A 25,797-nucleotide genomic window follows, 5' to 3' on the forward strand; every position below is an offset into this window, starting at 1 on the left:
CCAAACATTAAATCCAATCTATACCTTTTGAAGTGCATATTTCTTTTAATTCAGAAGAAACTTCCTTTAATGATTCAAAGCTTTTCTCTGCATCTTCTAGTGTAGGGAAGTCATGAGGTCTTCCAAAGTTTCCGCCAAATTCATTATCTTCATACTGTGCGACAATCACAGGGACTCCCTTAATCTTTGTTACCTGAACGAATAAATCACCATCTACTGGTTCTTTATCCTTCCCAATATTGAATGTAATGTATGTGAAGTCACTTTCGTCTTCTACTTTCTTTCCAATCTTATCATAATACCCAATTCTAACAATTTTTAATTCTGACACACTCTCACCTTTTACCCGTCCCAACTCCATCTATCAAAAATAAATAATAGGTGATATATTGATTATTGCTGGAGTCTAGTATCAGGCATATTGTTTTCCAATATTGTATTTACTATATTATCAAAGAATCTTAAACTTCCCATATATCCCATTATTGGCCATCTCGAATATCCTATTCTGTCATATATTGGGAATCCTGTTCTTACAAGACCTACTCCTAAATCCTTTGCTATTGGAACTCCTTTTGGATGTCCTATGAGTAAATCTACGCCTATTCTCTTTACGGCTTTTTCGAAATCCCAAAGGTCTGAGAATTGCACCTCTATGTTTATACCATACTCTTTTGCAATTTTCTCCATTTCCTTCTTGTAAATTCTTGAAGGGGTTTGTGTGTTGACTACCACAGGTTTCATACCGATTTCACAGCAGAATCTTGCAATGGCAACCACTTGGTCAGGGTCTCCAAATATACCGACCTTCTTATCCATGGTATAATGAACTGTATCGGCAATGGCGTCTATTAATTTACCTCTTTCATCTAGGAGCTCATCAGGTATTTCCTTGCCCGTAAGTTTTGCAATGTTTATAAGGAAATCATCAGTATTTTTAATTCCTATTGGCACACCATAGAAATCAGGTATTTTAAATTTCTTTCTTAATAGTAGAGCTCCTGCTCCACCTGCGGACTGGCAGAATGCGAATGTTGCCTTACCATTTCCAGCATCTACAAATTCTTCAATTTTAGTTCCAGCAGTTGGGTAGTAAGGTATTTCTTCAAGTGGGTATCTTAAAGGTTTGTAAAGATTCTCACTAATGTCAAACAATATTGAGAAATCTTCGCCTTCATCTAATCCCATAACTTTAAGCATCCTTTTTATTTCCAGTATATCTCCAGGGTTGGTTCCAAATCCTGGAATTATATTTATTTTCTTAGGTTCTACTTCTGGGTCTTTTTTAGCCAAATACATCATAAATGCCTTTGAAGCATTGTCATATCCTGTGGCATGGCTTCCTTGATATGCTGGACAGTGGATTGGGATTATAGGCAATTCTGCCTTTTCCTCTCCAAGTTCTTTTGCAATATTTTTCTTTGCCGCCCTGATGAATGCTTCAATGTCATCTCCAATGGTTTCTGATGAACAGGTTGTAATTACAGATATTATTTTTGGGTCATATCTTGCTACAAGATTTGTCAGTCCATCAACGAGGTTTTTCATACCACCATAAACAGCAGCGTGCTCGTGGAATGATGCTGATGCAATTGGCACCGGTTCCCTAAAATGCCTTGCAAACTGATACCTTGCATAAGTTGTGCAACCTTGACCCCCTTGGACAAATGGGATTGCTTCACAAACTCCTACTGTTGCCCACATTGCCCCAATTGGCTGACATATTTTGTTTGGATTTATTGTTCCCTTTCTGGTTTTTTTGAGGTATGTTATTTCACCACAATTACAAGTTTCGGTATCGCTCATTGTTTCACCTTGTACTCTTCAAATTTAGCCTCTTTTTCCTGGATTGTATTCCAAATTGGGTGGCAAACAGCTTTATAAATGTCCCTTGCAAAATTCACAAATCCTCTAAATCCTGCATAAGGCCCTTCTTCATAACTGTGTGAGTTTATGGTAGGAATTCCGAATTTTCTAAACAAATATCTTTCTTTCAATCCTATGAGCATGAAATCAGGTTTATATAACTCTGCTGCTTCTTCTAATTCTGGTTCATTTGGAGAATCTATTACAAGGACATCTTTTATGCCTGCCCTTTTAAGGTTTATATTTAATTTTTCATAGTCGTCATCATGTGAGAATGTGCAACATGCCACTGCATAATCTATTCCCAGCTCTTTCATAGCCATAATCCAGTGCCAGGTTCTTGGACCCCCCACATAAACCATACATTTTTTACCTTCAAGTTTTGATTTATAGAAATCTAATTCTTCTTTTATTGCGGCTAATTCTTCTTCAACCACCTTATCTACTTTTTCCTTAGGTATTCCTAATCTCTCAGCTACATCGTATAGTGCTTCGGAAGTTTTTGTAATTCCAAAGAATGAAACTCTTGTAAATGGTATGTTGAATCCATCTTTAACCATGTGAGCGATATATTCAGCAGACCTCTGGCAATGAACGACATTCAATTTTACATCAGGTAATTTAAATAAATCTTCCATTGAAGCATTTCCTGTAAATGTTACGACATTCCTTACTCCAATTCTTTCGAATAAATCGTTAATTACTGCAACATCCCAATCCATGTTGTAGTCCCCAATTAATGCAACGTCATATGGGGTTTTTTCATCTTCTTTTAAACATTTTTCAGGGTATTCTTCTCTCTTCCTTTTCAACCATCTGTAAAACATGGTATTAAATACATGGTGCCCTTTTGACTGGGATACTCCTGCAAATCCTGGACAGTTTATTGGGAATATTGGCTTCTTCATATGTTCTTCAACTTTCCTAGCTACCGCATCTATGTTATCTCCAATAAGTGCCGTAGGACAGTTCGTATATATTATCATACCATTGGCTTGTGGAAATTCTTCAATGGCTTCCAAACATGCTTTTTCTAATGTTTTTTCTCCACCATAAACAATATCTGACTCCTGTAAATCTGTTGTCCAACAGTATCTCCTATGGAGCTCATTATCAGATAAGTTTCTTCTTGTTCCCCACGTGTAGAATGCACAACCAACCGGTCCATGCACCATGTGGATTACATCTTTAACAGGACCTCCTACCACACCACGAGCTCCTGCAAATGCACAACCTCTTTCAGTCATGTCTCCAGGAACTGTGTTTATATTACATGCTGGGATTATCTTTTCTTCTGGGTCAAATACATAGGTATGTTTCATTCTTTCAGGGATTGGGTTATCACAATCCAGTAATACATAAGGCATTATTTCACCTATTCTATTGTAAAATTCCTATTGTAAAATTAATTCATAATTTTGAAATCGAAGTTAATTCCTTGAACTCCTAACTTACAAACCTCGAAGGTTTTGTCATTTAAGAGATAAAGGAAATGAATGATAAATTGAAGGAATATGCAATTTAAATTGAATATTAATTTCCAACTGCAATATCTCCCGTTTCTCCGGTTCTAATTCTTACAGCTTCTTCTGTTGGAACAACAAATATTTTTCCATCTCCGTATTTTCCAGTTCTATTGACTTTCATGATTATCCCAACAACCAAGGGGACATCGGCATCTTCAACAACTACGGAAATTAGCCTTTTAGGAATGTATTTTAAACACAAACCCATCTCTTCTCCTTCTTTTATTACTCTGTCCATATCGACAACATCTGGCATATTTATTGCAAAATATCCCTTCTGTTTCCCCCTACCGAAGCATTCAGCCATAGTCATGGCAGGAAATCCCACGCTGGAAAGAGCCTCGGTGGTTTTCCTTACAAAATTTGGTCTTACTATTGCTATTATTTCTTTCACAATTTCACCTAAATATATAATTAAATTCCTTTTTCGCCGGTTCTAATGGTGTATGCTTCTTCCAATGGCTGGATGAATATTTTTCCATCCCCAAAGCTTCCCGTTAATGCAGAGGATTTGATGATTCCTACAACTTCATCCACCTCGTCATCACCTACGGCAAGTAACAAAAGGGTTTTAGGTAATTCATCATAGTATATTTCTCCAACCTGCAATCCTCCCTGTTTCCCCCTTCCTACTACGTTTAATTTTGTGAAAGCAGGATATCCGGCTTCTTCGAGAGCATCTACTACATCATCTACTTTTTCAGGCCTAACAATAGCTTTTAATAATTTCATCATTTCACCTTTTTAAATAATATGAAAATTTAAATTATAGTTAAATTAAATTTAAAGTAAATTAATCAATTAATCCGTATTTTACAACCAATTCCTCTAATTCATCCATGGTTAATGGTGTTGGAATTACCAATTCATCGTTTTCATTAATGTTTTTGGCGAGTGTTCTGTATTCATAAGCTTGGTTGCATTCTGGGTCAAATTCTACAACTGTCATTTTGTTGAATTCTGCCTTTTGAACGATGTTGTCTCTTGGAACAAAGTGTATTAATTTTGTTCCCAATTTATCAACAAACTCTTCCATCAATTCTCTTTCTCCATCTACCTTTCTTGAATTACAGATAATTCCCCCCAACCTTACTCCTGACTGTTCAGCATATTTTAAAATACCTTTTGCAATGTTGTTTGCAGCATATAATGCCATCATTTCCCCTGATGTAACGATGTAAATTTCCTCTGCAAGTCCATCTCTAAGAGGCATTGCGAATCCACCACATACAACATCCCCAAGAACGTCGAAGAATAAGTTGTCCAAGTCATCTGGGTATCCTTCGAGCTCTCTCATAATATCCACAGCAGTGATAACCCCCCTACCTGCACATCCCACACCAGGTTCTGGACCACCACTTTCTACACAGAGAATGCCTTTAAATCCTACTTTTCTTACTTTTTCAAGTGTTACAGCCTCTTCTCCCTCTTCTCTAAGAACATCCATAACAGTGTCCTGCGGTTTTCCGTGAAGAATCATTCTAGTTGAATCTGCTTTTGGGTCACATCCGTGAATCATTACTTTTCTATCAAAGTAGTATGCCATAGCTGCGGCAGTATTTTGGGTTGTTGTTGATTTACCTATACCTCCTTTTCCGTAAATTGCTACTTTTTTTGCATCTGGAGCTATTTCATCAAAACTCATATTACACACCTCTTTTTTGTAGTCGCTTACGAAGTAAGTGAGTAACGAAATCACGAAGTGATTTCGTCTGATATTTTAATTTATTATTTATTAAATTTAGGAAATATAATTCCTATGTTATTGTATTCATAAGGAAGTATATTTCCTGTTTCACAATCATTCCTTATGGTTTTATAATATATAAAGCTTTTTATTTCAAAAATTTAAATTAATAAATAAAATAGTTTTTAAATTAAAAGAGTATATAATATAAAATAAATAAAAATAGAAAATTTTTATGTGATAATTATGGGAAAAAAAGACAAAAGATGGGTTTTACAGAGAAAAAAAGATTTTTATTATAAACTTGCAAAGAAAAACAAATACCGTTCCAGAGCATCCTACAAGCTTCTTCAATTAAATGAAAAATTCAATATCATAAAAGAGAATAATGTAGTGGTTGATTTAGGGTGTGCTCCAGGTGGATGGTTGCAAGCGGCAAGGGATATTGTAGGAGAAGATGGATTTGTGGCAGGTGTGGATTTACAAGCTGTAAAGCCTTTGGAATATGAAAATGTAGTGGCAATTAAGGGAGATATGACAAAAAAGGAAACTATTGAAAAACTGATGGAGCTCATCCCTTCAAAAGCTGATGCCGTAATTTGTGATGCATCCCCCAACATAAGTGGAGTTTGGGAGGTAGACCATACAAGGTCCATAGAACTAACTACAATAGCACTTATGACCGCTACAAAATTATTAAAAAAGGATGGAAATTTTGTTGTTAAGGTATTTCAAGGTAGTTTATTTAATGATTATGTGGCCCTCTTAAAAAATTACTTTAAAAAAGTTCAAACAACGAAGCCAAAGGCTTCAAGGGATGTAAGTGCAGAGGTTTATGTTGTTGGAAAGAAATTTTTAGGAAAACCTTTCGATAGAAATTTAAAATCTCCAATATTAAAATTAATTGATTTTAAAGCAATTGACGGAGAAGAAAAAGACGAAGAAAAAATTAAAATAATCGAAGGAGTTCAGGAAGACAAAGGTCTTATGATAAAAAGAATAAAGGAGCTCCGAAAGGAGCGAAACAAATAAATATTAAAATTAATAAATTATTATATTATTTCCAGAGCTCTAACTCCCTTCTTTTAATATCCTGCCTATGCCTTTCAAGATACTTATACATCTTGGCATGAGAAGAACCTCTTAAAATCATAGATACTGCTTCTTTTGCTATTTGGACAGGTTCATATTCTCCAAGTATGGCAATGGTTTTTCCATAAACTGATAGGTCTGTATCTGTTAAGTCCTCAATATATCGTCTTGATTTTCCGCCACTGCCTATTACTCTTCCTTTAAGTCTTCTAATGGCATTATCTGAATGTGCATAGTCGGTAATATCAATTATTTCAAGAATATAATCGTCTGAAACTAATTTTAAAGCTTTTTCTGGATTGAATCCTCTTCCAATTGCCCTTATAATATCTCTTGCCTTCCATGTTGCCAAAGGGTCTTTCTGCTCTTCTGTGGAAAATACTGTAATCTCGCCGTCTTCATCAATATCAATCTCTACACCTAATTCTTTCTCGATTTTATTTTTGGTCTCTCCTTTTTTTCCAACTAAAACCCCAATTCTATCTTTTGGGATTTTTAAAACTTCTATATTTCCTTCCATATCCATAATCTCACATTTTATAGTTTATTAAATATAACTAGTTAATGATAATATAATAAAAATAAAATAATATAAAATAATAATAGAATTTATTAATTTTAATTTATTTAATAATTATTTGCGAGCTCCTCATCTATTGGTTGGAGCTCCTCTCCTGTGATGTATTTATATAATTCTTTATAGTTGCATGCTATTCCTTTCCTTTTAAAGAAATTACATATATTCTTTATATCTCTAATTAAAAGGGATTTTGATAATGGATGCTGAACAACAACGCCCTGTGAAAAGTCAATATATACTGGTTCGTTATCTTTAACCAATATATTATATTCCGATAAATCACCATGAACAAGCTGGGCATCATTATAAAGTGTTTTTAAATCCTCTCTTATTAATTCATAAAATTTGCTATAATCAACATCAACAGCATCCTTTAATCTTGGTGAAGGAGCTCCTTCATCATCACTTATGAGCTCCATAAGAAGTATGTTTTCCCTTCTTAATATTGCCTTAGGACTATTGACATAATTATTTGCCCGTTTTAAATTTCTATATTCTTTCTCAACCCATGCGTGTATGATTTGTCTTGTAGAGCTCTTCCTTAAATGGAATCTTGGGTCTCCTTGAATATATTTCCACATGGTTTTAAAATCACAGGTGGAAACTCGATATACCTTTACAGCAAAATATTTGTTTTCCTTAATTGCTGAAAAAACTATTGATTCCTTTCCAGAGTTGATTATCCCAAGAAATTCATCAATATGCTTTCCATTCAATAATCCATGAAGTGTTAAAAGAGTTCTATTGTCGAACACTCCATCTTCTGTTTTTAAATCTTCTAAAAACCTTTTTTTTCTTTCCACTATTTTCTTTTGATATTCTCTATCGAGACGTTTTTCCTGTTTTAATTTTGACACTTCATCGTTATTATTATTTCCTTTATTATTGATATTTTTATTACCAATATTTTGCTGTTTATTCATTATATCACAATTAATAGAGCTCTTTCAAATATCCTTTTTTAGCTAACCAGCTAACTTGTCCTTTTGTGTATCTCCATATTATATCGCATTTTTCATCGGATTGAACTTCCCATGGGACTACTATTACAACATCTCCTTCCCTTACCCATATTTTTCTTTTTAATTTTCCAGGGATTCTGCCCATTCTTGTTTTTCCATCCATACATCTTACTCTTACTCTACTTGCTCCTAACATCTGTTCAATTACTCCCAAAATTTCATTCTGGTCTTTTCTTGGAGTCCTAACTCTTGTAGGTTGTTCTTGACTCTGGTTTTGCACGATTTCACCTTCTATTTTATTTTTCTGTTTTATTTTTTTATTTTTTATATAATACGATTATTAAATTTAAATTACATAAAATATTATATTTTCATTCAATGAGATGTATTAATCTAAATTTTTTAAAGTTCTTTTTAAATGAGTCATAATATATAAATTTAAATAATCGACATTATCTTTTAGTTGCTGAATGAATATATTAAGTGGTTATTTATATATATAGTTATTTACAATTTATTATTAGATACGGTGGTGATGCATTATGTGTATATTTTGCAAAATAGTAAATAAGGAAATTCCTGCAAAAATAATATATGAAGACGAAAATACTCTGGCGTTTTTAGATATAAATCCAAGAAGTAAGGGGCATACTCTTGTAATACCAAAGGAACACTATGAAACATTTGATGAGCTCCCAGAAGAAACTGCTGTAAATCTGACAAAAACTATCAAAAAAGTTGTTAATATATTAAAATCACTTAATCCCGATGGATACAATATATTAAATAATAATAAACCAATAGCAGGACAGGAAGTCCCTCATGTTCATTTCCACATAATTCCAAGATATAATGACGAAAAGGAAGCAGTAATAAAGTTCTCTGAACCTGTAAATGTTGATTTAGATGAAGTTTCAAAAGAACTGAATATAGAATAACATAACTAAAATCATTTTATATTAAATCTATTATTTTATAAAAAAATTGGAAATGCATAAAAAATTTCCTATTAATTAAAAGAAAAAAAGGTGGGAAAAATGATAATCACTACAACACCTAATATTGAGGGAAAAAGAATTGTAAAATATTTAGGATTAGTTAATGGGGATGCAATAATGGGGGTAAATGTATTTAAAGACTTATTTGCTGGAATAAGAGACATCGTTGGGGGAAGGGCTGGAGCTTATGAGCGAGAGCTCGCAAAAGCGAAAGAAATAGCATTAAATGAAATGATTGAAGAAGCGAAAAAATTAGGTGCAAATGCAATCGTTGGGGTTGATTTAGATTACGAAACCGTTGGAGCAAATGGAAGTATGTTGATGGTGTCAATAAATGGAACTGCTGTTGTGGTTGAAGATGAAAATGAATAAAAAAGAAAAATAAATTATTAAATTATTCCTTTAAAAATTTAGGAACTGCCAAAAATACCCCCTTATGAACATCTTCGTCATAGTATTTTGTTTCCATATTATTAAGTTTTTCTTTAATTTTTTCAGAATCTACTTCCAATGGATTGTATTTCTTTGAAGCTAATGTGAAGCTCCAAAATCCACTTGGATATGTTGGAATGGCATATACCAATGGTTTGATTATGCTAAATCCAGCTTCTTTTAAGTAGGTCTGAATATCTTTTATTAAATCTTTGTTAAACAGTGGGCTTTCTGTCTGCTGAACCATTACCCCGTCATCTGTTAAACATTTATATACATTTTTGTAAAATTCCTTTTCAAAAAGTCCCTTTGCAGGTCCAACTGGGTCGGGGCAATCCACAATAATTACATCGTATTTTTCCTCGGTTTCAGCAACATACTTTATTCCATCTGTGAATATGGTATTTACCTTTTCATTGTCGATTTCACAGCTCAATGTTGGCATGTATTTTTTACACACCTCAACAACTTTTTCATCGAGCTCTACAAAATCAACCTTTTCAACAGTCTCGTGTTTAACAACTTCTCTAACTGTTCCACCGTCCCCTCCTCCAATTACCAATACCTTTTTTGGATTTGGGTGTGTAAATAATGCAGGGTGGGATATTAACTCATGGTATATAAATTCATCCCTTTCTGTTGTTTGGTATGTGTTGTCTAATATGAGAGCTCTCCCAAACTCCTCGGTGTCTAATATCTGAATCTCCTGATATTCTGAATTTCCAGTATATAAAACATCCTTTATCTTTGTGGATAATTTAAGTGCCTTTGTTTGATACTCTGAAAACCATAATTCACATTTCATAATATATCCCTCTTAAAATTATATAAAAAACTTATTAAATTAGATGAAATCACTTCGTGATTTCGTTGCTTTTCCGGATGATAGGGGGAAAATTTAAAACCGTAGGTTTTAGGTCGCTTGTTACTGCAAGCAAAATGAAAATAAATTATATGCTAAATATATAAATGACTTAATCTACAATATTTCCTCTTTTAATGTCAATAACTTCAAAATTATCAGGCTTTAAAAAAGACCTTATTGTTGGAATAGCATCCTCTGGATTCACATGCTCTCCGCAGGTGAATATGTCCATTGCAGCATATCCGAGCTCAGGCCATGTGTGTATTGATATATGACTTTCGGCAAGAACGGCAACTCCGGTAACGCCCTGTGGTGAAAATTTATGGGTTTTTACACATATCAAAGTTGCTCCGCAAGAATCAACAGCATCTACGAGCATATTTTCAATGCCTATTTGGTCATCTAAGGCCTTGCTCTCGCATCCCCATAACTCTAAAATCAAGTGTTTTCCTAAGTGTTTCAATTATTTTCACCTCCTAATGTATTAAGCAGTTATTTAAATTTTTATGAAAGTTTTATTAAATGGCATATATTTATTGAATATTATAATAGTATGTATAATAAATATTATTTATCAAATTATGATTTATACCATAATGCTGCTGCGGCAAATGCACATCCTATGTTTTCTACTGTATGTTCAGAAGCTATTGAAATGATTTTATCGATTTCCCAGCCTCTCATTTCAAATCCTTCCTTAGCCATATTTCTAACAGTATCTTCCGCCTCTTTTTTGCCGCAAACTCCTTCGTATTCCATGATAAGTCCGCACAATTCTTTATCTTTCGGAATGGCAATACTGATGGCAGCCGCTATTGTTTCTCCTTTTACATCACTTATTTGATATCCGTATGCTGTTGGAACCAATGAACCCATTGGAATCTTTGGCAATGGTATAATATCTGCTTTTGGAGGCATGATGCTGCTGATTCTAATTAGATTTAAATTACCTATTCCTGCATCTAAAAGTGCCATGTCAAATGCATTTAATGGATTGTTTGCATCACCGACACCTGCAACAAGTGAAACTGTATTTGGAACTTCAAATGGGGAATGAATAGGACTTTTCATGCTTGAACATCCACAAGTTTTATTATCCATAAAATAAAACACCTCCTATATATTGTAAATTCTAATGATTTAAATAAATTTAATAAATATTAAAAATAATTAATTTTTTAAATTGGTATATTTTTTCACATAGAATAAAATTTTCTCATATATAAAGTATTCGGTTTGGTAAAAAATGGATTATTATTGTGATATTATGAAAATAATGGTAATTACTGGGAAGCAGGCGTATCAGAAAGTAAAGAACGCTGTAAAAAAATATGATTTTATAGATGTTCATAAAACAGATATATCAATAGCTGCTTTTTTAACTCCAAATATGATTATTAATGAAATTAAATCATTGGAAAAAGAAAAAAACATGAGATTATCAAAAATTTATGATTTCATACTAGTTACTGGATTAATTAGGCATGATTTAAAAAAAGTGGAAGAAGAAACTGGAATAAAATGTTATAAATCAACAAGAGAAGCGTCAGACATCCCTCTTTTGATAGACAACCTTAAAGATATAACATTATCTACAAAAGATTATGCCGATAACCAAATTGTAAAGTTTGTAAAGCAGAAGTCTGAGGAAGAAATAAAAAAAGCAGAGGAAAAACCAATAGATTCTAAATCAAAAAGAAATATTAAGATAGGGACTCTAAAAGTAGGGGATGATTATCCCATGAGAGTTTTAGGTGAGATTGTCCATACTCCATGGTTAAGCGACAAAGAACTGGAAGAAAAGATAATATACTACCTAAACAGCGGTGCAGATATGATTGATTTGGGGATGGTATCAAATGAAGACCACTCCAAAGATTTAAAAAGAATAATAACTATTGCACGAGATATAACTGATAAGCCCATAAGTGTGGATACTCTTAATACAAAGGAATTGATTGAGGCAATAAATCTTGGGATAGATATGGTATTAAGTGTTGATGCAGGGAACATTGAGGAGCTCACCCCATATTTAAAAGATGGAGACACAACAGCAGTGGTTCTCCCAACGAATTATAAAATAAATTACGTTCCTGAAACAATAGATGATAAAATAAAAAGTTTAGAGGAGAACATAAATAAATTAATTGAAAATGATATAAAAGTCGTTGGAGACCCAATATTAGAGCCGATAAATAACAATGGATGTAATTTTACAGAAAGTGTGATTGCATGCAAAATATTTAAGGAAAGGAATAATATTCCAATGTTTTTTGGAATAGGAAATGTTACTGAGTTATTTGATGTAGATAGCAACGGAGCTCATGCAACCCTTACTGCAATAGGTTCTGAAATTGGTGCAAATATTTTATTTACTCCTGAGGCTTCATCAAAATGTAAATTTTCAATAAAAGAGTTGAAGATTGCTACAAAAATGATGTTTTTAGCAAAAAAAAGAAATTCACTTCCAAAAGATGTTGGATTTGATTTAATTAATTACAAGGATAAGAAATTTGATGAGCTCACCACCTATCATAACTATAAAGATATTCCCGTAATAATGGCGGAAGAAAATGAGAAGCAGATTTTAGATGAAGGTAGCTTTAAAATTGAATTAGACCGAAAAAATAAATTGATTGTTGTCATTTACTTCGATAGAAGAAAAAATCCAAAATACATTATTAAGGGAAAAACAGCAAAGGAAATATATGAAACGGCCATAAGATACAACCTAATTAAAAAAATGGACCATGCATCATATTTAGGTAAAGAACTGCAAAAGGCTGAAATTGCTTTGAAGATTGGAAAAAAGTATAATCAGGACTTTGAATTGTTCTATAATGAGTTTTGGAAATAAAGACCCTATTTTATAAATTATAATTTTTTATATGTTCTATCAAATTCCACATCAAATTATATCAATTATAAAATTAACAATATATGAATTATATCAAAACAGTAGCTGACCTACTCCAACGAGTGAACTCGTTGGGTTCTCGCTTACGGTAGTAAGCGAGCAACGAAATCACGAAGTGATTTCGTCTAATTTTAGTAGGGTTTAACCCTACACGGGTGGCCAAACCACTACCCCTATCCCCGTTTAGGAGATTCAGGGCTACCTTTTGAACTTCCAACCACTACCAGCGGTAGAGTTTTCACTAACCCTACCCATAGATACTTGGACTGGTAGCGTTACTTACTATTAATCTTCTCATATTTATATTTTACTACTTACTAGCCGATATAATGTCCGCCTCTCATCCAATCTCGTAAGAGATTTTACAAAACTATGTTTTGTATAACGATTAAAATCGTTGGCTTTCTCGGCGGTTTATCGTAAAAATAGCAAACCCTAACCTAAAAAACTAAAAAAAGGAAATATTTAAATTTATTCTACTAACAACCTTGCGGTTTCTGGTGAATATCTCCATTTTGCAGGCAATACTTTCGTGTTTCTGTAGTATTTTACTAACCTTCTAATTTTTGATTCAATCAATTGTAATCCTCTTCTTGAATGTATATCTCTTGGATTCTGTTCAAGGTGGTTTCTTAAATTAATTGCTCTTTTCATTAAGTTTAACAAATCTTCTGGAATTTCAGGATAAACATTGTTTTCCTTCATTATCTGGCTTATGCTTTTTCCTGTGATTAATTTTACATCAGGAACTCCGTAGGAATCTCTTAAAATTGTTCCTATAAGTGCGGATTGTTTCCCTTCTTTAGCCATTTCTACGATTTTGTTTTCAATTTCCTCAGCTGTCAAATTAACCCATTTAGGAGCTTCTGTCCTTAAAGGTTTCTTTGAACCGGAGGAACCTCTTTTTCTTGAATGTAGCCTTGCCATAGTATCACGCTCATCATTTTATTTTAGTTCATTCCGATGATTCCCAGTTCAAAGTCATTACGACTTCATCAAAATTATAATAATATATTATATATAGTTTATGGTCTTAATGGTTAGTTTAATTTTAAGGTATTATGTTTATTAATAAGCAGTATTATAATTATTGTTTGATAATACTATATTAATATTGTTTTAGAATATATCTGCTATTAATAATACGCATTGCCATAACATACCTATAAAAAATGCAAATATACAATATATTAAATATATATGCTAAAATCATATTTTTAACAAATGGAGGATGTGGTTTTATGGGGAATAAAATTGCTGAATATTTTGAATTTGAAAAATATAGAACAAATTTTAAAGTCGAAACATTGGCAGGGATAACAACATTTATGACAATGGCATACATCATCTTTGTGAATCCGCAGATATTGAGCATTGCAGGAATGGATTTTGGGGCAGTTATGGTGGCAACCTGTATAGCTTCCGCAATTGCCTCATTGATTATGGGTCTTTTTGCAAGATACCCCTTTGCACTTGCTCCGGGTATGGGATTAAATGCCTACTTCACCTTTGGTGTGTGCTTAGGTATGGGAGTTGATTGGAGAGTTGCTTTGGGGGCTGTATTTATATCTGGAATATTGTTTATAATTTTAACACTCACAAAAATAAGAACTGTGATATTTAACGCAATTCCAAATGCCATAAAATATGGAACTGCTGTGGGTATTGGTTTGTTTATTGCGTTTATTGGATTGAAAAGTGCAGGAATTATTGTTAGTAGTGAGGCAACTTTGGTTACATTGGGTAATTTATTGGAACCTCAAACCTTGTTAGCAATGTTTGGTATATTTTTAATAGGTATTTTACTATGTAGAAAGGTAGTTGGGGCTATTTTGTGGGGTATTATAGCAATATCTTTAATTGGGATGATTCTTGGCATTTCCCCATTTCCAGAGGGTATTGTTTCGATGCCACCTTCAATAGCACCAACATTTATGCAGTTGGATGTTATGGGAGCTCTGAATTTAGGGCTACTGACAATAATATTGTCATTCTTCTTTATAGATTTATTTGATACATTGGGAACATTAAGTGCCCTGAGCTCTCAGGCAGGTTATTTAGAGGATGGAAAATTGCCAAGGGCTGAGAAGGCATTGATGTCAGATTCCATAGGAACAACTATCGGCTCATTGCTGGGGACTTCAACGGTTACCACATATATTGAATCTGCATCAGGTATAGCGGTTGGAGGAAGGACAGGGTTTGTTTCAGTAATTGTGGCTCTGTTGTTTTTACTTGCCATCTTTTTCCATCCAATAGTAAGTGCAATCCCAGTCTATGCAACAGCTCCTGCATTGGTTATTGTTGGAACATTGATGATGAGCCATGTAAAAAACATAAATTGGGATGATGTTTCAGATGCTATTCCTGCATTTATAACCTTAATCACCATCCCATTAACTTACAGCATAGCAACTGGTTTAGCGTTAGGGTTCATATCCTATCCAATATTGAAAATTGCCAGTGGAAAAGCAAAAGAAGTCCATTGGATTGTTTATATATTGGCAGCAGTCTTTGCTTTGAGATTCGTCTATTTATCAGGATAATATCTTATTTATATTTTTTTAGAGCATGGCATAACATAAATTGATTAAAAATTAAAAAAATTAAAGTTAAAAATCTATTATTATATTATTTTATTAATAAAATGATTTAAAAAAATAGGATGAGCTCTCACATAATATTAAATTTTCATATAGGTGAATTATAATTCATCACCAATTGAAATTACTCCTCATCTACTGTTGGCCTAACTCTTGCGAAGGTGATATATCCAGTATGGCCTATCATCCTCGTAGATGGTCGAGCTCCCTTTTCAGTAATTTCAATATTTCTTACAATACACTCAACAGTTTGAATATCTAAAAAGCCATGTTCCTTTAAGGCATCCACACTCTTTTTAGCCTGTTCAATGTATGGAACATATATAGCAATTCTCCCCTTTGCCTTATTCAGTGAGTTTTTGGCATGTTCAACAACATTCCATGGGTCAGGCATATCTAAAACTATTACATCTACATCTTTTTCTTCAATACCTTCTGTAATATCTCCGATTTTTTGAATTACATTGTATAATCCGTTATCGTTGTTATCGTTATCGGATACTTCATTTTCATCTTCTTCATCTAATCCGATGATTTTCTGATTCTTTTTCACAGCTCCAACAATTTCTAAATTTTTTCTCGCTATCTTTGCAAATTCTGGTCTTTTTTCATAGGTAATTACTTTTCCATTCTTTCCCACAGCATTTGCAAGGTATATTGTCAGAGCTCCGGAACCTGTCCCTGCCTCTACAACAGTTTCCCCATCTTCTATTCCACAGTAGGTTAATATCATACCTATATCCTTTGGTAAAAGGGTAGTTACGCTTCTTTTCATCTTTTTTACAATGTCATAAACTGTTGGTTCAACGAGATAAAATGTATGGTTGTTATGTGAGGTTATTGCTGTTCCCTCTTCTACATTTTCCAAATCGATTACGCCTAAATCATTTCCAAAGTTATTCACATCCTTTTTTATAAGGTATTTTTTTTCTCTTTCATCGATTATGAGCTTTTTAGTCTTCAAAGTTTCACCATGTATTTAATTTTATTTTATGATTTTATATATTTTATCTAATGTCGGCGGGAAGACACCTCCCGTAAGGGGGATGAAGGTTCCGACAGAAAATTATAAATATCGCTATCTAAATATAACATAACTGTTGCTACTTGTGATTAACTAAAACTACAAACCATTTAGATTTGGACTGGCTCCATAAGGAGTTTCAGGTATGCTAGATGTGGTAAGCATAGCTCGGGATTCCAATAATGGATACTGAGTAATGGGCTTGTGAATAGCCCAGTGAGGGTGAGGATAGTATAACTCCGATGACAGACCTCACGAAGCCCATCCCGTAAGGGAAGGGGTGATTCACATTAACTTCATTTGTATAGATTTTTTATTTTTATTATTCTTATTAGCTTTATTATTTCTATTGCTTTTATTTTCATCTTCAAATTCTTTCAATATGTTTTTGGAAGTTTTCCAACTTTTTCGAGCTATCTCAGGGAGTTCCCCATGTTCTTTAACATAATTTTTTAAATAATTTAGGGTAATTTTATCACTGGGGTATCCACTACCTATCTCGCCGTATATTTTTTTGTAATTGTCAATGATTCTATCTCTAATAACCTTTGCTATGATTGACGCCGCAGAGACGATTTTATATTTATCATCCGCTTTATGTTCGGCTATTATTTTAATGTTTTCATTATATACTACCAATTTAGATTTTATTTGGTTTGAAAATGCCTTTTCATTACTACTACATGCGTCAATGTATATATTTATTTTTTTATTGTTATCTACCTTATAGTTTTTATCCTTATAGTCCTTATATTCTTCCTTTAAAACGCTGTTTATCAGTTTTGAAAATGCCATCAATTCAATTTTATTTAAGTTGGTTTTCTCCATCATTTTGTCTATGTCCTTTGCTTCAAGGATTATGCTCTTAACTTCATAATTATTCATAATGATTTTGTAGAGCTCCTCTCTTCTATTCTTACTCAATCTCTTACTATCCTTTAATCCCAATTCATCAAGTTTTTTTAAGTCCTTTTCAGTAGCTTTAACAAGTGCAACCACCATGGGACCTAAAACAGGACCTCTTCCAGCTTCATCTAAACCTATTATTATCCCATTATTTTCATTGCCATTATACATTTTAGACCTCATTAATAATAAATAAAATTAAAAATACAAAAAATTAATATACTTTAAGATAATATTATAATTTGCAGTTGATTTGGTGATACTGCATTAGACAATCCCACCTATAAGGCGGTCGTATGGAGTAGCCATCAGGTTTCAATGAACATGCGATTTTCCAATGGTGGGTATATTTTATGTCTTAGTAATTTATTAATTTTATATGATATAATTATAGCACAATTACAATTTATTATCAATCATCACTTTTTTATAAAGACTTTATTATGTTATTTTTATTTCTATTAAAAATATTAAAATCCATTTACAAATAGAGGTGAAACTTTGTTAAAAAACATGGACGATTCATTTGATATATATGATATTAAAGCAAGAGAAGTAATCGATTCAAGAGGAAATCCAACAGTAGAGGTTGAGGTTTTAACAGCTGGTGGTGGATACGGTAGTGCAATAGTTCCAAGCGGAGCTTCAACAGGAACTCATGAAGCTGTGGAGCTCAGAGATAAAGACATAAGGTTTGGAGGGAAAGGTGTATTATTGGCAGTAGATAATGTAAATAGCATTATAAAACCAGAATTAATAGGCTACGATTCAAGAATGCAGAGAGAAATCGATATAATAATGAGAGAATTGGACAACACAGAAAATAAGGGAAAACTTGGAGCAAATGCAATACTCGCTGTTTCATTGGCTGTGGCAAAGGCAGCGGCTGATACTGCATCATTACCACTATACAAATACATTGGAGGATGCAACTCATATGTAATGCCTGTTCCAATGATGAATGTTTTAAACGGTGGGGAGCACGCAGGTAATGAGCTCGACTTCCAAGAGTTTATGATTATGCCAGTTGGTGCCGACTCAATAGCAGAAGCAATAAGAATGTGTGCGGAAACCTACCATACATTAAAAAAGGTAATATTAGAAAAATACGGAAAAGACGCTGTAAATGTTGGGGATGAGGGAGGATTTGCACCACCAGTAAATGACATTAGAGAAGCATTGGATTTATTAAATGACGCTGTAAAAAATGCAGGGTATGAGGATAAAATTGTATTTGCATTGGACTGTGCGGCAAGTGAGTTCTACGATGCAGAAAAAGGAAATTATGTTGTAAAAGGAAATGACATGACTACTGATGAGCTCATATCATTATACAAAGAAATAGTAAATGAATACCCAATAGCATCAATTGAGGACCCACTTCATGAAGAGGATTTCGAAGGATTTGCAACAATTACAAAGGAATTAAAAGGTATCCAGATAGTTGGAGATGACTTATTTGTTACAAATACAAAGAGATTAAGAGAAGGTATTAAATCTGGAGCAGGAAATGCTCTATTGTTGAAGGTAAATCAGATCGGAACACTATCGGAATCAATAGATGCGGCAAATCTCGCATTTAGAAACGGATACGGTGTTGTAGTATCCCACAGAAGCGGTGAATCAGAGGATTCCACAATAGCAGATTTATCAGTTGCATTAAACGCAGGTCAGATAAAAACCGGAGCTCCTGCAAGGGGGGAAAGAACTGCAAAATACAACCAACTTATAAGAATTGAGGAGGAGCTCGGATACCCAAAATACGCAGGAAAAGATTTCAGATGTCCTTTTTAAATAAATAGTTCTTTTTTATTTTTTTAATTATAATTTTTTACCTTTTTTTATTTATTTTTACAATAATTATATTAATTTCGGAGCTCACTATAAACACTATATCGAATAATTTATATATAATCAAAAACATAAAAGGCATAATAAAAACAATAAAGGCACATGGAAATAATCTGGTGATGTTATGGCTACAACCTATGAATTAAAAATATACGGTAAAATTCAGCATGTGGGATTTAGGGATAGAATAGAGGATATCGGAAGAGGTTTGGGAATTGATGGGGTAGTTTATAATTATAAAGATGGAACAGTCAGAATTTTGGCAAATTTTGATGATGAAGAATTAAAAGAATTTTTTAAAAGAAGTATAAAGTTTTTAGAGAAAAAAGACAATTTAATTAAAATAGAAGGGATTGAGGAGAAAGAACTAAATACATTTATTGAATTTCCAAGTGGGATAAACAGGATTTCAGCGGATGATTTACTAGAACTTAATAAAAAACTTGATGAAGGAGTTAAATATATTAAAATGATTTTTGGAGTTTTGGAAGAAGTTAAAAAGGGACAGGATGAATTACTAAAAGGACAGAATGAAATAAAAGAAATACAATTAAAAATGTTAAATATATTGGAAAAAATTGAAAGAAAACTTTAAGATTTTTATATTATCGGAAGCCAGTAAGTTGGAAGAAAAGATTTTAGATGTCCTTTTTAATTAAATAAATGATATTTTTTTATAATTTTAGGGGGGATTATGGTAAAAAAAGAAATTACTAATAAAGATTTTTATAAAGAATTCATAGAATGTTTGGAAAAAGGGGAAGATTTCGAACTACAAAAATATATATCAGATGATAAATTAATTGTTGAAGAAAATATCAATATTTTAAAAATTTATGAAGAGATTAGAAATAAAGAATTAAAAGGAGCAACTATTGAAGAAAATGACCAAGAAATAATAATGACTATAAATATAAATATATATATATTTATAAAATTGAATTTAAAAATAATTTTACATTTGGAACTTTTGGCATTAAAACTTCGAAAAACACCAAAAATGTTAAAGTAAAAGACCGCAAACCTCTTAAAATAATATTTAATGGAGATGTCTGTTTTTGGAGCTCCACATTTAATGGAGAAGTTGATTTCAAAAATGCCATATTTAATGGAGAAGTTGAATTTATAAACACAATCTTTAACGGAACGGCAAATTTTAGCGATGCAGAATTTAATAAAATTAAATTTTGGAATGGCTTCCTTTCTGGTGTTTATGATTATCCACTTTGGGAGTATAGGGCATATACCACCACATTTAATCAGGATGTTGCATTTAATGAAACTAAATTTAAAAAGGCAGATTTTAGCAATACAATATTTGGGAAAAATGTTTATTTTATTGGTGCAACTTTTGAAGGAGAAGTTGATTTTAAGAATGTTACTTTTAATGAGCAGGTGAAATTTAAATTTACTTTTAAAGATACAATATCATTTGGAGAAACAAATTTTAATAATGGCGTTATTTTTGAGAATATTAAATTTACAATTAATGGTGAGGGAAATAAGGAGGATAGGGAAGATAACATCATATTTATTAAAACAAAGTTTAAAAACGCTGATTTTAGAGGGAATAAATTTAAAAGTTTATCTTTTGAATTTTGTGAGAGTGAGGGGTATTTTCAATTTATGGGAAATAATGTTGAGAAAAAATTTTGTATAAATGGTTGCTCTTTTGATGGTAATGTTATATTTACTGGAAATTTTGAAGGAGATGTTGAAATTTTTAATTGTAATTTTAAAGAAAAAAGTTCTGTTAAATTTGAAAATGTTGAATCCAATGGAGAAAAATCAGAATTTAAAAACATAACATTTGAAGGGATAACAGAATTTTCAGAAGTTGAGTCTAAAAATATCAAATTCGAAAAATTAATATTTAAATCTGCTACAAAATTTATGAATATTTCATTTAGTCAAATATTCTTTTTAGAATCTGTTTTTGAAGACCTTGCATTTTTTAAAAAGAAAGAAGAAAACAAAGATGAAGGAATAGCAATTTTCAATTTAGTTAATTTTAAAGAACCAGAGAATACAACATTTATAGACTTTCCATTATCAAAAACATCTTTTTTATTAACTGATGTAAAAGAAATAACAATAATTGCAAAAGCAGAGAAAATTTTAAGTGAATATCTTTTAGATTATTTAGATAAAAAGAATAACGAAGAAATAAAGGAGGACAATAAAGATGAACTTTATGAAAAAGCGTTGGAAATACTTAAACCATATTTAAGACAGGAAACAGTTTTAAAAGAATACAGAGACATGAGAAAATCTTTTGAAAATAATAGGACTTATGTTGAAGCGTCAGAATTGTTTATTTACGAAATGGATTTAATAAGAAGAATAGCAACATTTGATGAAAGAAAATTTATTGAAAAAATTAAACCAGCGTTGGAATATGGTTTATGGGGTATTTACTTTTACTTGCCATACTTAGTCTTATTTGAATTTTGGATATGTTTAAAAACTGAAAGTTATCTGATTTTTTTAATTACAATTATAATAGTATTATATGCCATGTGGAAAGGTAGAGTGATAACATCGCTTACATTTTGGATTTATAAACTCACATCAAACTATGGGGAATCAATAACAAAACCAATATTTATTTCATTTTTTATAATATTGGTGTTTCCATATATTATTGATTTTTTAAATTGGATATGGTTTTTTGTTTCTAACTTTCCCTTGTTAAACGAACTTTTAAATAAAAATGGTTCAGCATACGAGCAAATATTAAGAGCATTTTTCCAATTAGGAATTGATAAAGATGTTATAAATTCAACAACTAATCCAATACAAAAAGAACAATTAAAAACATTAGCAAGTTATGAATGGCTAATAAGAATCATCTCTTTAATTTTAATCGGTAATATCCTAATAGCAATTAAAAGAAGATTAGAACGAAAATAATAATTATAGAATTTTTATTCATTTTAACAAAATCAATATATATGTATCATGACAAAAATATAATAAAAATTAGGTGGTGAGCTCATGGCAACAAATCCTTCAAAACTAAGAATCAGCCCAACATTAGATAACATCATATTAGTTGAGAATGTTTTAAAAGAAGATTCAATAATTACAATTGATGAACTATCTAAAAAAACAAACATTCAGATGCCTATATTAAAAGAAATTCTTGATTATTTAGAGCAATCCAATAAAATTGTAATATCAAAAAAAGGCATTTCTTGGATATACAATAACAATGAAAAACTACAAAAGGTAATTACAGAAGGGTTTGAACTATGAAAAAAATTAGGGTAATTTTATCCCCTGATGCATTTGAAGTTTATAATTATCTAAAAAACAATTGCAACAACAAACAAAATGCTTCTTTATATAATGCTATAAATGATAAAGTCGAAATTCTTAAAAATAATGTTCATTATGGGGATGCAATAGGTAAAAAACTGATTCCAAAAGAATATATTGCCAATTATGGAATTTCTAATTTATTTAGAGTCGAATTACCGCAGTTTTGGAGAATGCTCTATACAATTACCAACGATGGAATAAATATTGTCGTGGTTATTTTGGATATTTTAGACCATAGGAAATATAATAAAAAATTTGGTTATAAAAATAGATAGTAAAATAATTATTGCATCATTGACCATTGTTTAGTTAAATTATTATCACTTTTCTTTTAATTAATTTTATAAACGAAAGATTTTTAAATATTTATTATATATTTCTAAAAAACTATCACTCCTATTTATTTTTATTTAATATAAAAAAGGTGTTCTTATGGAAATAAACCATGATTATAATGTTGAGTTGTTTGAAAAAAAAGGATTCATGAGAAAAAAATGTAAAGAATGCGGACAGTATTTTTGGACATTAGACCCTGAGAGAGAAACCTGCGGAGACAGCCCATGCGATAAATACTCATTTATCGGAGCTCCGATTACAGATAAAAAATACACATACACCGAGATGGTGAAGGAATTTTTAAACTTCTTTGAGGAAAATGAGCACACACCAATAAAAAGGTATCCAGTAACTGCGAGAAGATGGAGAAACGATATTCTTTTAACAATTGCATCTATTGCAGTATTTCAGCCGTGGGTAACAAAGGGAGTTGTAGAACCAATTGCAAATCCTCTTGTAATAGCTCAGCCATGTATTAGATTAAACGATATAGACAATGTTGGAAGAACGGGAAGGCATTTAACATGCTTTACAATGGGAGGACACCACGCATTCAATAAAGTAGATGATTTTAAATATTGGACAGATAGAACTGTCGAATTATGCTTCAACTTCATGAAAAAGCTCGGCATAGATGAAAAATCCATTACATTCATAGAAAGCTGGTGGGAAGGTGGAGGAAACGCTGGACCTTGCTATGAGGTAATAACTCATGGTGTAGAGCTCGCCACACTTGTGTTTATGCAGTATGAAAAAGTCGGAGATGAATATAGAGAAATGCCTTTAAAAATCATAGATACTGGCTACGGTATAGAGAGGTTTGTTTGGGCATCACAGGGAACACCAACTGTTTATGATGCAATATTTGGAAATATCGTTGAAAAATTGAAGGAAAATGTAGGCATTGACTATATTGAAAATATTGATGATAGAATACTTGCAGAAAGTGCCACACTTGCTGGGCTTATGGATATTGAAAATGTTGGAGATTTAAGAGTTTTAAGGCAGAAGGTTGCTGAAAAGCTGAAAATGGATGTGGAAGAGCTGGATAAACTACTTACGCCACTAGAAAATATATATGCCATAGCAGACCATACAAGATGCCTTGCATTTATGTTTGGGGACGGTATCGTTCCATCAAATGTAAAGGACGGATATTTGGCACGATTACTTGTAAGAAAAACATTGAGATACATGAAAAATGTTGGAATTACAATGTCTTTAAAGGACATTATAAATTTACAGCTTGAAGAGTTAAAGGAATTATATCCAGAATTACTTGAAATGAAAGATTATATAATGGATGTAATTGACGAGGAAGAGAGAAAATACATTCAAACAATTAACAAAGGAAGGGGAATTGTCGAAAGGCTGGCTAAGTCCAAAGATGAAATATCACTTGATGATTTGATAGAGCTCTACGATAGTAAAGGGCTTCCACCAGAGGTTGTTGAGGAAATTGTAAAGGAAATAAATGAGAAAAATAAAACCAAAAAAACCATAAAACTAAATATTCCTGATAATTTCTATACAATAGTTGCCGAAAGACACGAGCAGAAGAAGATGGAAGAAAGTGAAGAAACAGAAGAAAATCAGAAAAAAGCACTTCCAGAAGTGAATGACATTCCAAAAACCGAGTTATTATTCTATAAAAATCCAAAACAGAAAGAATTTGAAGCTAAAATCTTAAAAATAGTTGATGATTATGTAATTCTTGACAAAACCATATTCTATCCAGAAGGTGGTGGTCAAAAATACGATATTGGAGTTATCAACGGCAAACAAGTTGTTGAGGTTCAGAAGAAAGACGATATCGTATATCACAAGCTCTCAGATGTAGAAGGTCTTAATGAAGGGGATATTGTAAAAGGAACAATAAATTGGGAACAGAGAATCAATTTAATGAGAAACCACACAGCTACACACATAATAAATGCCGCAGCTCAGAAGGTTTTAGGAAAACATGTTTGGCAGACAGGTTCAAATGTTGAACCAGATAAGGCAAGGTTGGATATTACGCACTACAAGAGAATAACCAGGAATGAAATAAAGGAAATAGAAAAAATTGCAAATGAGATTGTTTTAGAAAACATTCCTGTAAAGAGTTCCTTCATGGATAGGAACGAGGCAGAGCAGAAATATGGATTTAGAATATATCAAGGTGGAGTTGTTCCAGGGAATGTGCTAAGGATAATAAATATAGAAGGTGTAGATGTTGAGGCGTGTGGTGGAACGCACTGTGAAAATACTTCGGAAGTTGGATATATAAAGATATTAAGAACTGAAAGAATCCAAGATGGTGTTGAAAGGCTCGAATACACAAGCGGAATAAACTCAGTTAAAGAAGTAAGTGCAATGGAGGATATTTTACTAAACTCTTCGGAGATATTGGGAGTTCCAGCTGAAAATCTTCCAAAAACTGTTAAAAGATTCTTTGAAGAATGGAAGGAGCAGAAGAAAACAATTGAAGAGCTCCAAAAGAAAATGGGAGAATACAAAAAGTATGAGCTCGCAAATAAATTTGAAAAAGTTGGAAGCTACGATGTTTTAGTTGAAATGGTTGAAGGAAATCCAAAGGAATTAATGTCAATTGCAGATAATTTGGTAAAAGAAGGTTCAATTGTGGTTCTATTAAATAACAACGGATATATTTTGTGTAAAAGAGGAGATGGTGTTGAGCTCAGCATGGGAGAGCTACTGAGGAAAATAGCAAAAGGTGGAGGAAAGGACAACTTAGCACAGGGTAAGTGTTTAGATGATATTAAAACTCTCAGAAATAAAGTATTTGAAGAATTGAAATAAATTTTTATATTTTTTTATTAATAACT

General features: G+C 32.1%; 27 protein-coding genes and 1 pseudogene. 13 read left to right on the plus strand and 15 right to left on the minus strand.

The window, feature by feature from the left end; all coding sequences use genetic code 11:
• Positions 1 to 7: 7 nt before the first annotated feature.
• From Mjas_RS05510 to nifH, 6 genes are all read right to left on the minus strand, one after another.
• Positions 8 to 331 carry a hypothetical protein gene (locus tag Mjas_RS05510; protein ID WP_421077193.1) on the minus strand — a complete coding sequence of 108 codons (324 nt, stop codon included), beginning with the start codon at positions 329 to 331 and terminating at the stop codon, positions 8 to 10.
• A 62-nt stretch (positions 332 to 393) separates the two neighbouring features.
• Entirely contained in the window at positions 394 to 1,806 is a 1,413-nt protein-coding gene (locus Mjas_RS05515; RefSeq protein WP_421077194.1) for a nitrogenase component 1, read from the minus strand.
• On the minus strand, positions 1,803 to 3,233 hold the full coding sequence (locus tag Mjas_RS05520) for a nitrogenase component I subunit alpha (RefSeq protein ID WP_421077195.1): 1,431 nt from the start codon (positions 3,231 to 3,233) through the stop codon (positions 1,803 to 1,805). Before Mjas_RS05520 ends, Mjas_RS05515 begins: the two co-directional genes overlap by 4 nt.
• Positions 3,234 to 3,399: 166 nt before the next feature.
• A complete protein-coding gene (locus tag Mjas_RS05525; RefSeq protein ID WP_421077196.1) occupies positions 3,400 to 3,786 on the minus strand; it encodes a P-II family nitrogen regulator in 387 nt (128 codons plus the stop codon).
• A gap of 20 nt (positions 3,787 to 3,806) precedes the next feature.
• Positions 3,807 to 4,124 carry a P-II family nitrogen regulator gene (locus Mjas_RS05530; protein ID WP_421077197.1) on the minus strand — a complete coding sequence of 106 codons (318 nt, stop codon included), beginning with the start codon at positions 4,122 to 4,124 and terminating at the stop codon, positions 3,807 to 3,809.
• Between the two features lie 61 nt (positions 4,125 to 4,185).
• Positions 4,186 to 5,037, minus strand: coding sequence for a nitrogenase iron protein (gene nifH / locus Mjas_RS05535; RefSeq protein WP_421077198.1), 852 nt, complete (start codon positions 5,035 to 5,037; stop codon positions 4,186 to 4,188).
• Between the two features lie 288 nt (positions 5,038 to 5,325).
• Here nifH and Mjas_RS05540 point away from each other — a divergent pair, with 288 nt between their 5' ends.
• Positions 5,326 to 6,111: an RlmE family RNA methyltransferase gene (locus Mjas_RS05540; RefSeq protein ID WP_421077199.1), complete on the plus strand. Its 786-nt coding sequence runs from the start codon at positions 5,326 to 5,328 to the stop codon at positions 6,109 to 6,111.
• 25 nt (positions 6,112 to 6,136) lie between these two features.
• Here Mjas_RS05540 and Mjas_RS05545 read toward each other — a convergent pair whose 3' ends face one another.
• From Mjas_RS05545 to eif1A, 3 genes are all read right to left on the minus strand, one after another.
• Positions 6,137 to 6,691, minus strand: coding sequence for a KH domain-containing protein (locus Mjas_RS05545; RefSeq protein WP_421078581.1), 555 nt, complete (start codon positions 6,689 to 6,691; stop codon positions 6,137 to 6,139).
• Positions 6,692 to 6,798: 107 nt separating this feature from the next.
• The gene (locus Mjas_RS05550) at positions 6,799 to 7,674 is read right to left on the minus strand and encodes a serine protein kinase RIO (RefSeq protein ID WP_421077200.1); all 876 of its coding nucleotides are present in this window, start codon (positions 7,672 to 7,674) and stop codon (positions 6,799 to 6,801) included.
• 10 nt (positions 7,675 to 7,684) lie between these two features.
• Entirely contained in the window at positions 7,685 to 8,008 is a 324-nt protein-coding gene (gene eif1A, locus Mjas_RS05555) for a translation initiation factor eIF-1A (protein WP_421078582.1), read from the minus strand.
• Between the two features lie 247 nt (positions 8,009 to 8,255).
• Here eif1A and Mjas_RS05560 point away from each other — a divergent pair, with 247 nt between their 5' ends.
• Positions 8,256 to 8,651, plus strand: a complete 396-nt coding sequence (locus Mjas_RS05560; RefSeq protein ID WP_421077201.1) for an HIT family protein — start codon at positions 8,256 to 8,258, stop codon at positions 8,649 to 8,651.
• A gap of 99 nt (positions 8,652 to 8,750) precedes the next feature.
• Positions 8,751 to 9,083: a heavy metal-binding domain-containing protein gene (locus Mjas_RS05565; RefSeq protein ID WP_421077202.1), complete on the plus strand. Its 333-nt coding sequence runs from the start codon at positions 8,751 to 8,753 to the stop codon at positions 9,081 to 9,083.
• A 22-nt stretch (positions 9,084 to 9,105) separates the two neighbouring features.
• Here the strand turns inward: Mjas_RS05565 and speE are convergent, their stop codons facing one another.
• The 3 genes from speE to Mjas_RS05580 form a co-directional block, all read right to left on the minus strand.
• On the minus strand, positions 9,106 to 9,948 hold the full coding sequence (speE, locus tag Mjas_RS05570) for a spermidine synthase (protein WP_421077203.1): 843 nt from the start codon (positions 9,946 to 9,948) through the stop codon (positions 9,106 to 9,108).
• 169 nt (positions 9,949 to 10,117) lie between these two features.
• Positions 10,118 to 10,471: an adenosylmethionine decarboxylase gene (gene speD, locus Mjas_RS05575; protein ID WP_292459875.1), complete on the minus strand. Its 354-nt coding sequence runs from the start codon at positions 10,469 to 10,471 to the stop codon at positions 10,118 to 10,120.
• A 116-nt stretch (positions 10,472 to 10,587) separates the two neighbouring features.
• Positions 10,588 to 11,079 (minus strand): pyruvoyl-dependent arginine decarboxylase, encoded by a 492-nt coding sequence (locus Mjas_RS05580; RefSeq protein ID WP_421078583.1) that lies wholly within the window; start codon positions 11,077 to 11,079, stop codon positions 10,588 to 10,590.
• A 196-nt stretch (positions 11,080 to 11,275) separates the two neighbouring features.
• Between Mjas_RS05580 and Mjas_RS05585 the strand changes: the two genes are divergently transcribed.
• A complete protein-coding gene (locus tag Mjas_RS05585; RefSeq protein WP_421077204.1) occupies positions 11,276 to 12,865 on the plus strand; it encodes a dihydropteroate synthase-like protein in 1,590 nt (529 codons plus the stop codon).
• A gap of 531 nt (positions 12,866 to 13,396) precedes the next feature.
• Here Mjas_RS05585 and Mjas_RS05590 read toward each other — a convergent pair.
• Entirely contained in the window at positions 13,397 to 13,852 is a 456-nt protein-coding gene (locus Mjas_RS05590; protein WP_421077205.1) for a 30S ribosomal protein S15, read from the minus strand.
• Positions 13,853 to 14,166: 314 nt separating this feature from the next.
• On the opposite strand from Mjas_RS05590, the gene Mjas_RS05595 reads away from it, so the two are divergent.
• Positions 14,167 to 15,471 (plus strand): NCS2 family permease, encoded by a 1,305-nt coding sequence (locus Mjas_RS05595; protein ID WP_421077206.1) that lies wholly within the window; start codon positions 14,167 to 14,169, stop codon positions 15,469 to 15,471.
• Positions 15,472 to 15,652: 181 nt separating this feature from the next.
• Here the strand turns inward: Mjas_RS05595 and Mjas_RS05600 are convergent, their stop codons facing one another.
• Both Mjas_RS05600 and rnhB read right to left on the minus strand, forming a co-directional pair.
• Positions 15,653 to 16,492: a tRNA (adenine-N1)-methyltransferase gene (locus tag Mjas_RS05600; RefSeq protein ID WP_421077207.1), complete on the minus strand. Its 840-nt coding sequence runs from the start codon at positions 16,490 to 16,492 to the stop codon at positions 15,653 to 15,655.
• A gap of 345 nt (positions 16,493 to 16,837) precedes the next feature.
• Positions 16,838 to 17,641, minus strand: a complete 804-nt coding sequence (gene rnhB / locus Mjas_RS05605) for a ribonuclease HII (RefSeq protein WP_421077208.1) — start codon at positions 17,639 to 17,641, stop codon at positions 16,838 to 16,840.
• A 318-nt stretch (positions 17,642 to 17,959) separates the two neighbouring features.
• Between rnhB and eno the strand changes: the two genes are divergently transcribed.
• The 8 genes and pseudogenes from eno to alaS all read left to right on the plus strand — a co-directional run bounded on the left by eno (position 17,960) and on the right by alaS (position 25,771).
• Complete coding sequence (gene eno, locus Mjas_RS05610; RefSeq protein WP_421077209.1) at positions 17,960 to 19,252, plus strand: phosphopyruvate hydratase; 1,293 nt, start codon at positions 17,960 to 17,962, stop codon at positions 19,250 to 19,252.
• 181 nt (positions 19,253 to 19,433) lie between these two features.
• Complete coding sequence (locus Mjas_RS05615) at positions 19,434 to 19,904, plus strand: acylphosphatase (protein WP_421077210.1); 471 nt, start codon at positions 19,434 to 19,436, stop codon at positions 19,902 to 19,904.
• Positions 19,905 to 20,003: 99 nt separating this feature from the next.
• Positions 20,004 to 20,321 carry a hypothetical protein gene (locus Mjas_RS05620; protein WP_421077211.1) on the plus strand — a complete coding sequence of 106 codons (318 nt, stop codon included), beginning with the start codon at positions 20,004 to 20,006 and terminating at the stop codon, positions 20,319 to 20,321.
• A gap of 23 nt (positions 20,322 to 20,344) precedes the next feature.
• Positions 20,345 to 20,680 (plus strand): annotated as a pseudogene (locus Mjas_RS05625) (pentapeptide repeat-containing protein); the annotation flags it as partial.
• A 24-nt stretch (positions 20,681 to 20,704) separates the two neighbouring features.
• On the plus strand, positions 20,705 to 22,222 hold the full coding sequence (locus Mjas_RS05630; protein ID WP_421077212.1) for a hypothetical protein: 1,518 nt from the start codon (positions 20,705 to 20,707) through the stop codon (positions 22,220 to 22,222).
• An 84-nt stretch (positions 22,223 to 22,306) separates the two neighbouring features.
• Positions 22,307 to 22,567, plus strand: a complete 261-nt coding sequence (locus Mjas_RS05635) for a hypothetical protein (RefSeq protein WP_421077213.1) — start codon at positions 22,307 to 22,309, stop codon at positions 22,565 to 22,567.
• Complete coding sequence (locus Mjas_RS05640; RefSeq protein ID WP_421077214.1) at positions 22,564 to 22,908, plus strand: hypothetical protein; 345 nt, start codon at positions 22,564 to 22,566, stop codon at positions 22,906 to 22,908. The genes Mjas_RS05635 and Mjas_RS05640 overlap by 4 nt, the downstream gene beginning before the upstream one ends.
• A 157-nt stretch (positions 22,909 to 23,065) precedes the next feature.
• A complete protein-coding gene (gene alaS, locus Mjas_RS05645; protein ID WP_421077215.1) occupies positions 23,066 to 25,771 on the plus strand; it encodes an alanine--tRNA ligase in 2,706 nt (901 codons plus the stop codon).
• Positions 25,772 to 25,797 lie beyond the last annotated feature (26 nt).

It is taken from the genome of Methanothermococcus jasoni (assembly GCF_049075655.1).
Taxonomy (GTDB): Archaea; AGJL01; Methanococci; order Methanococcales; family Methanococcaceae; genus Methanofervidicoccus.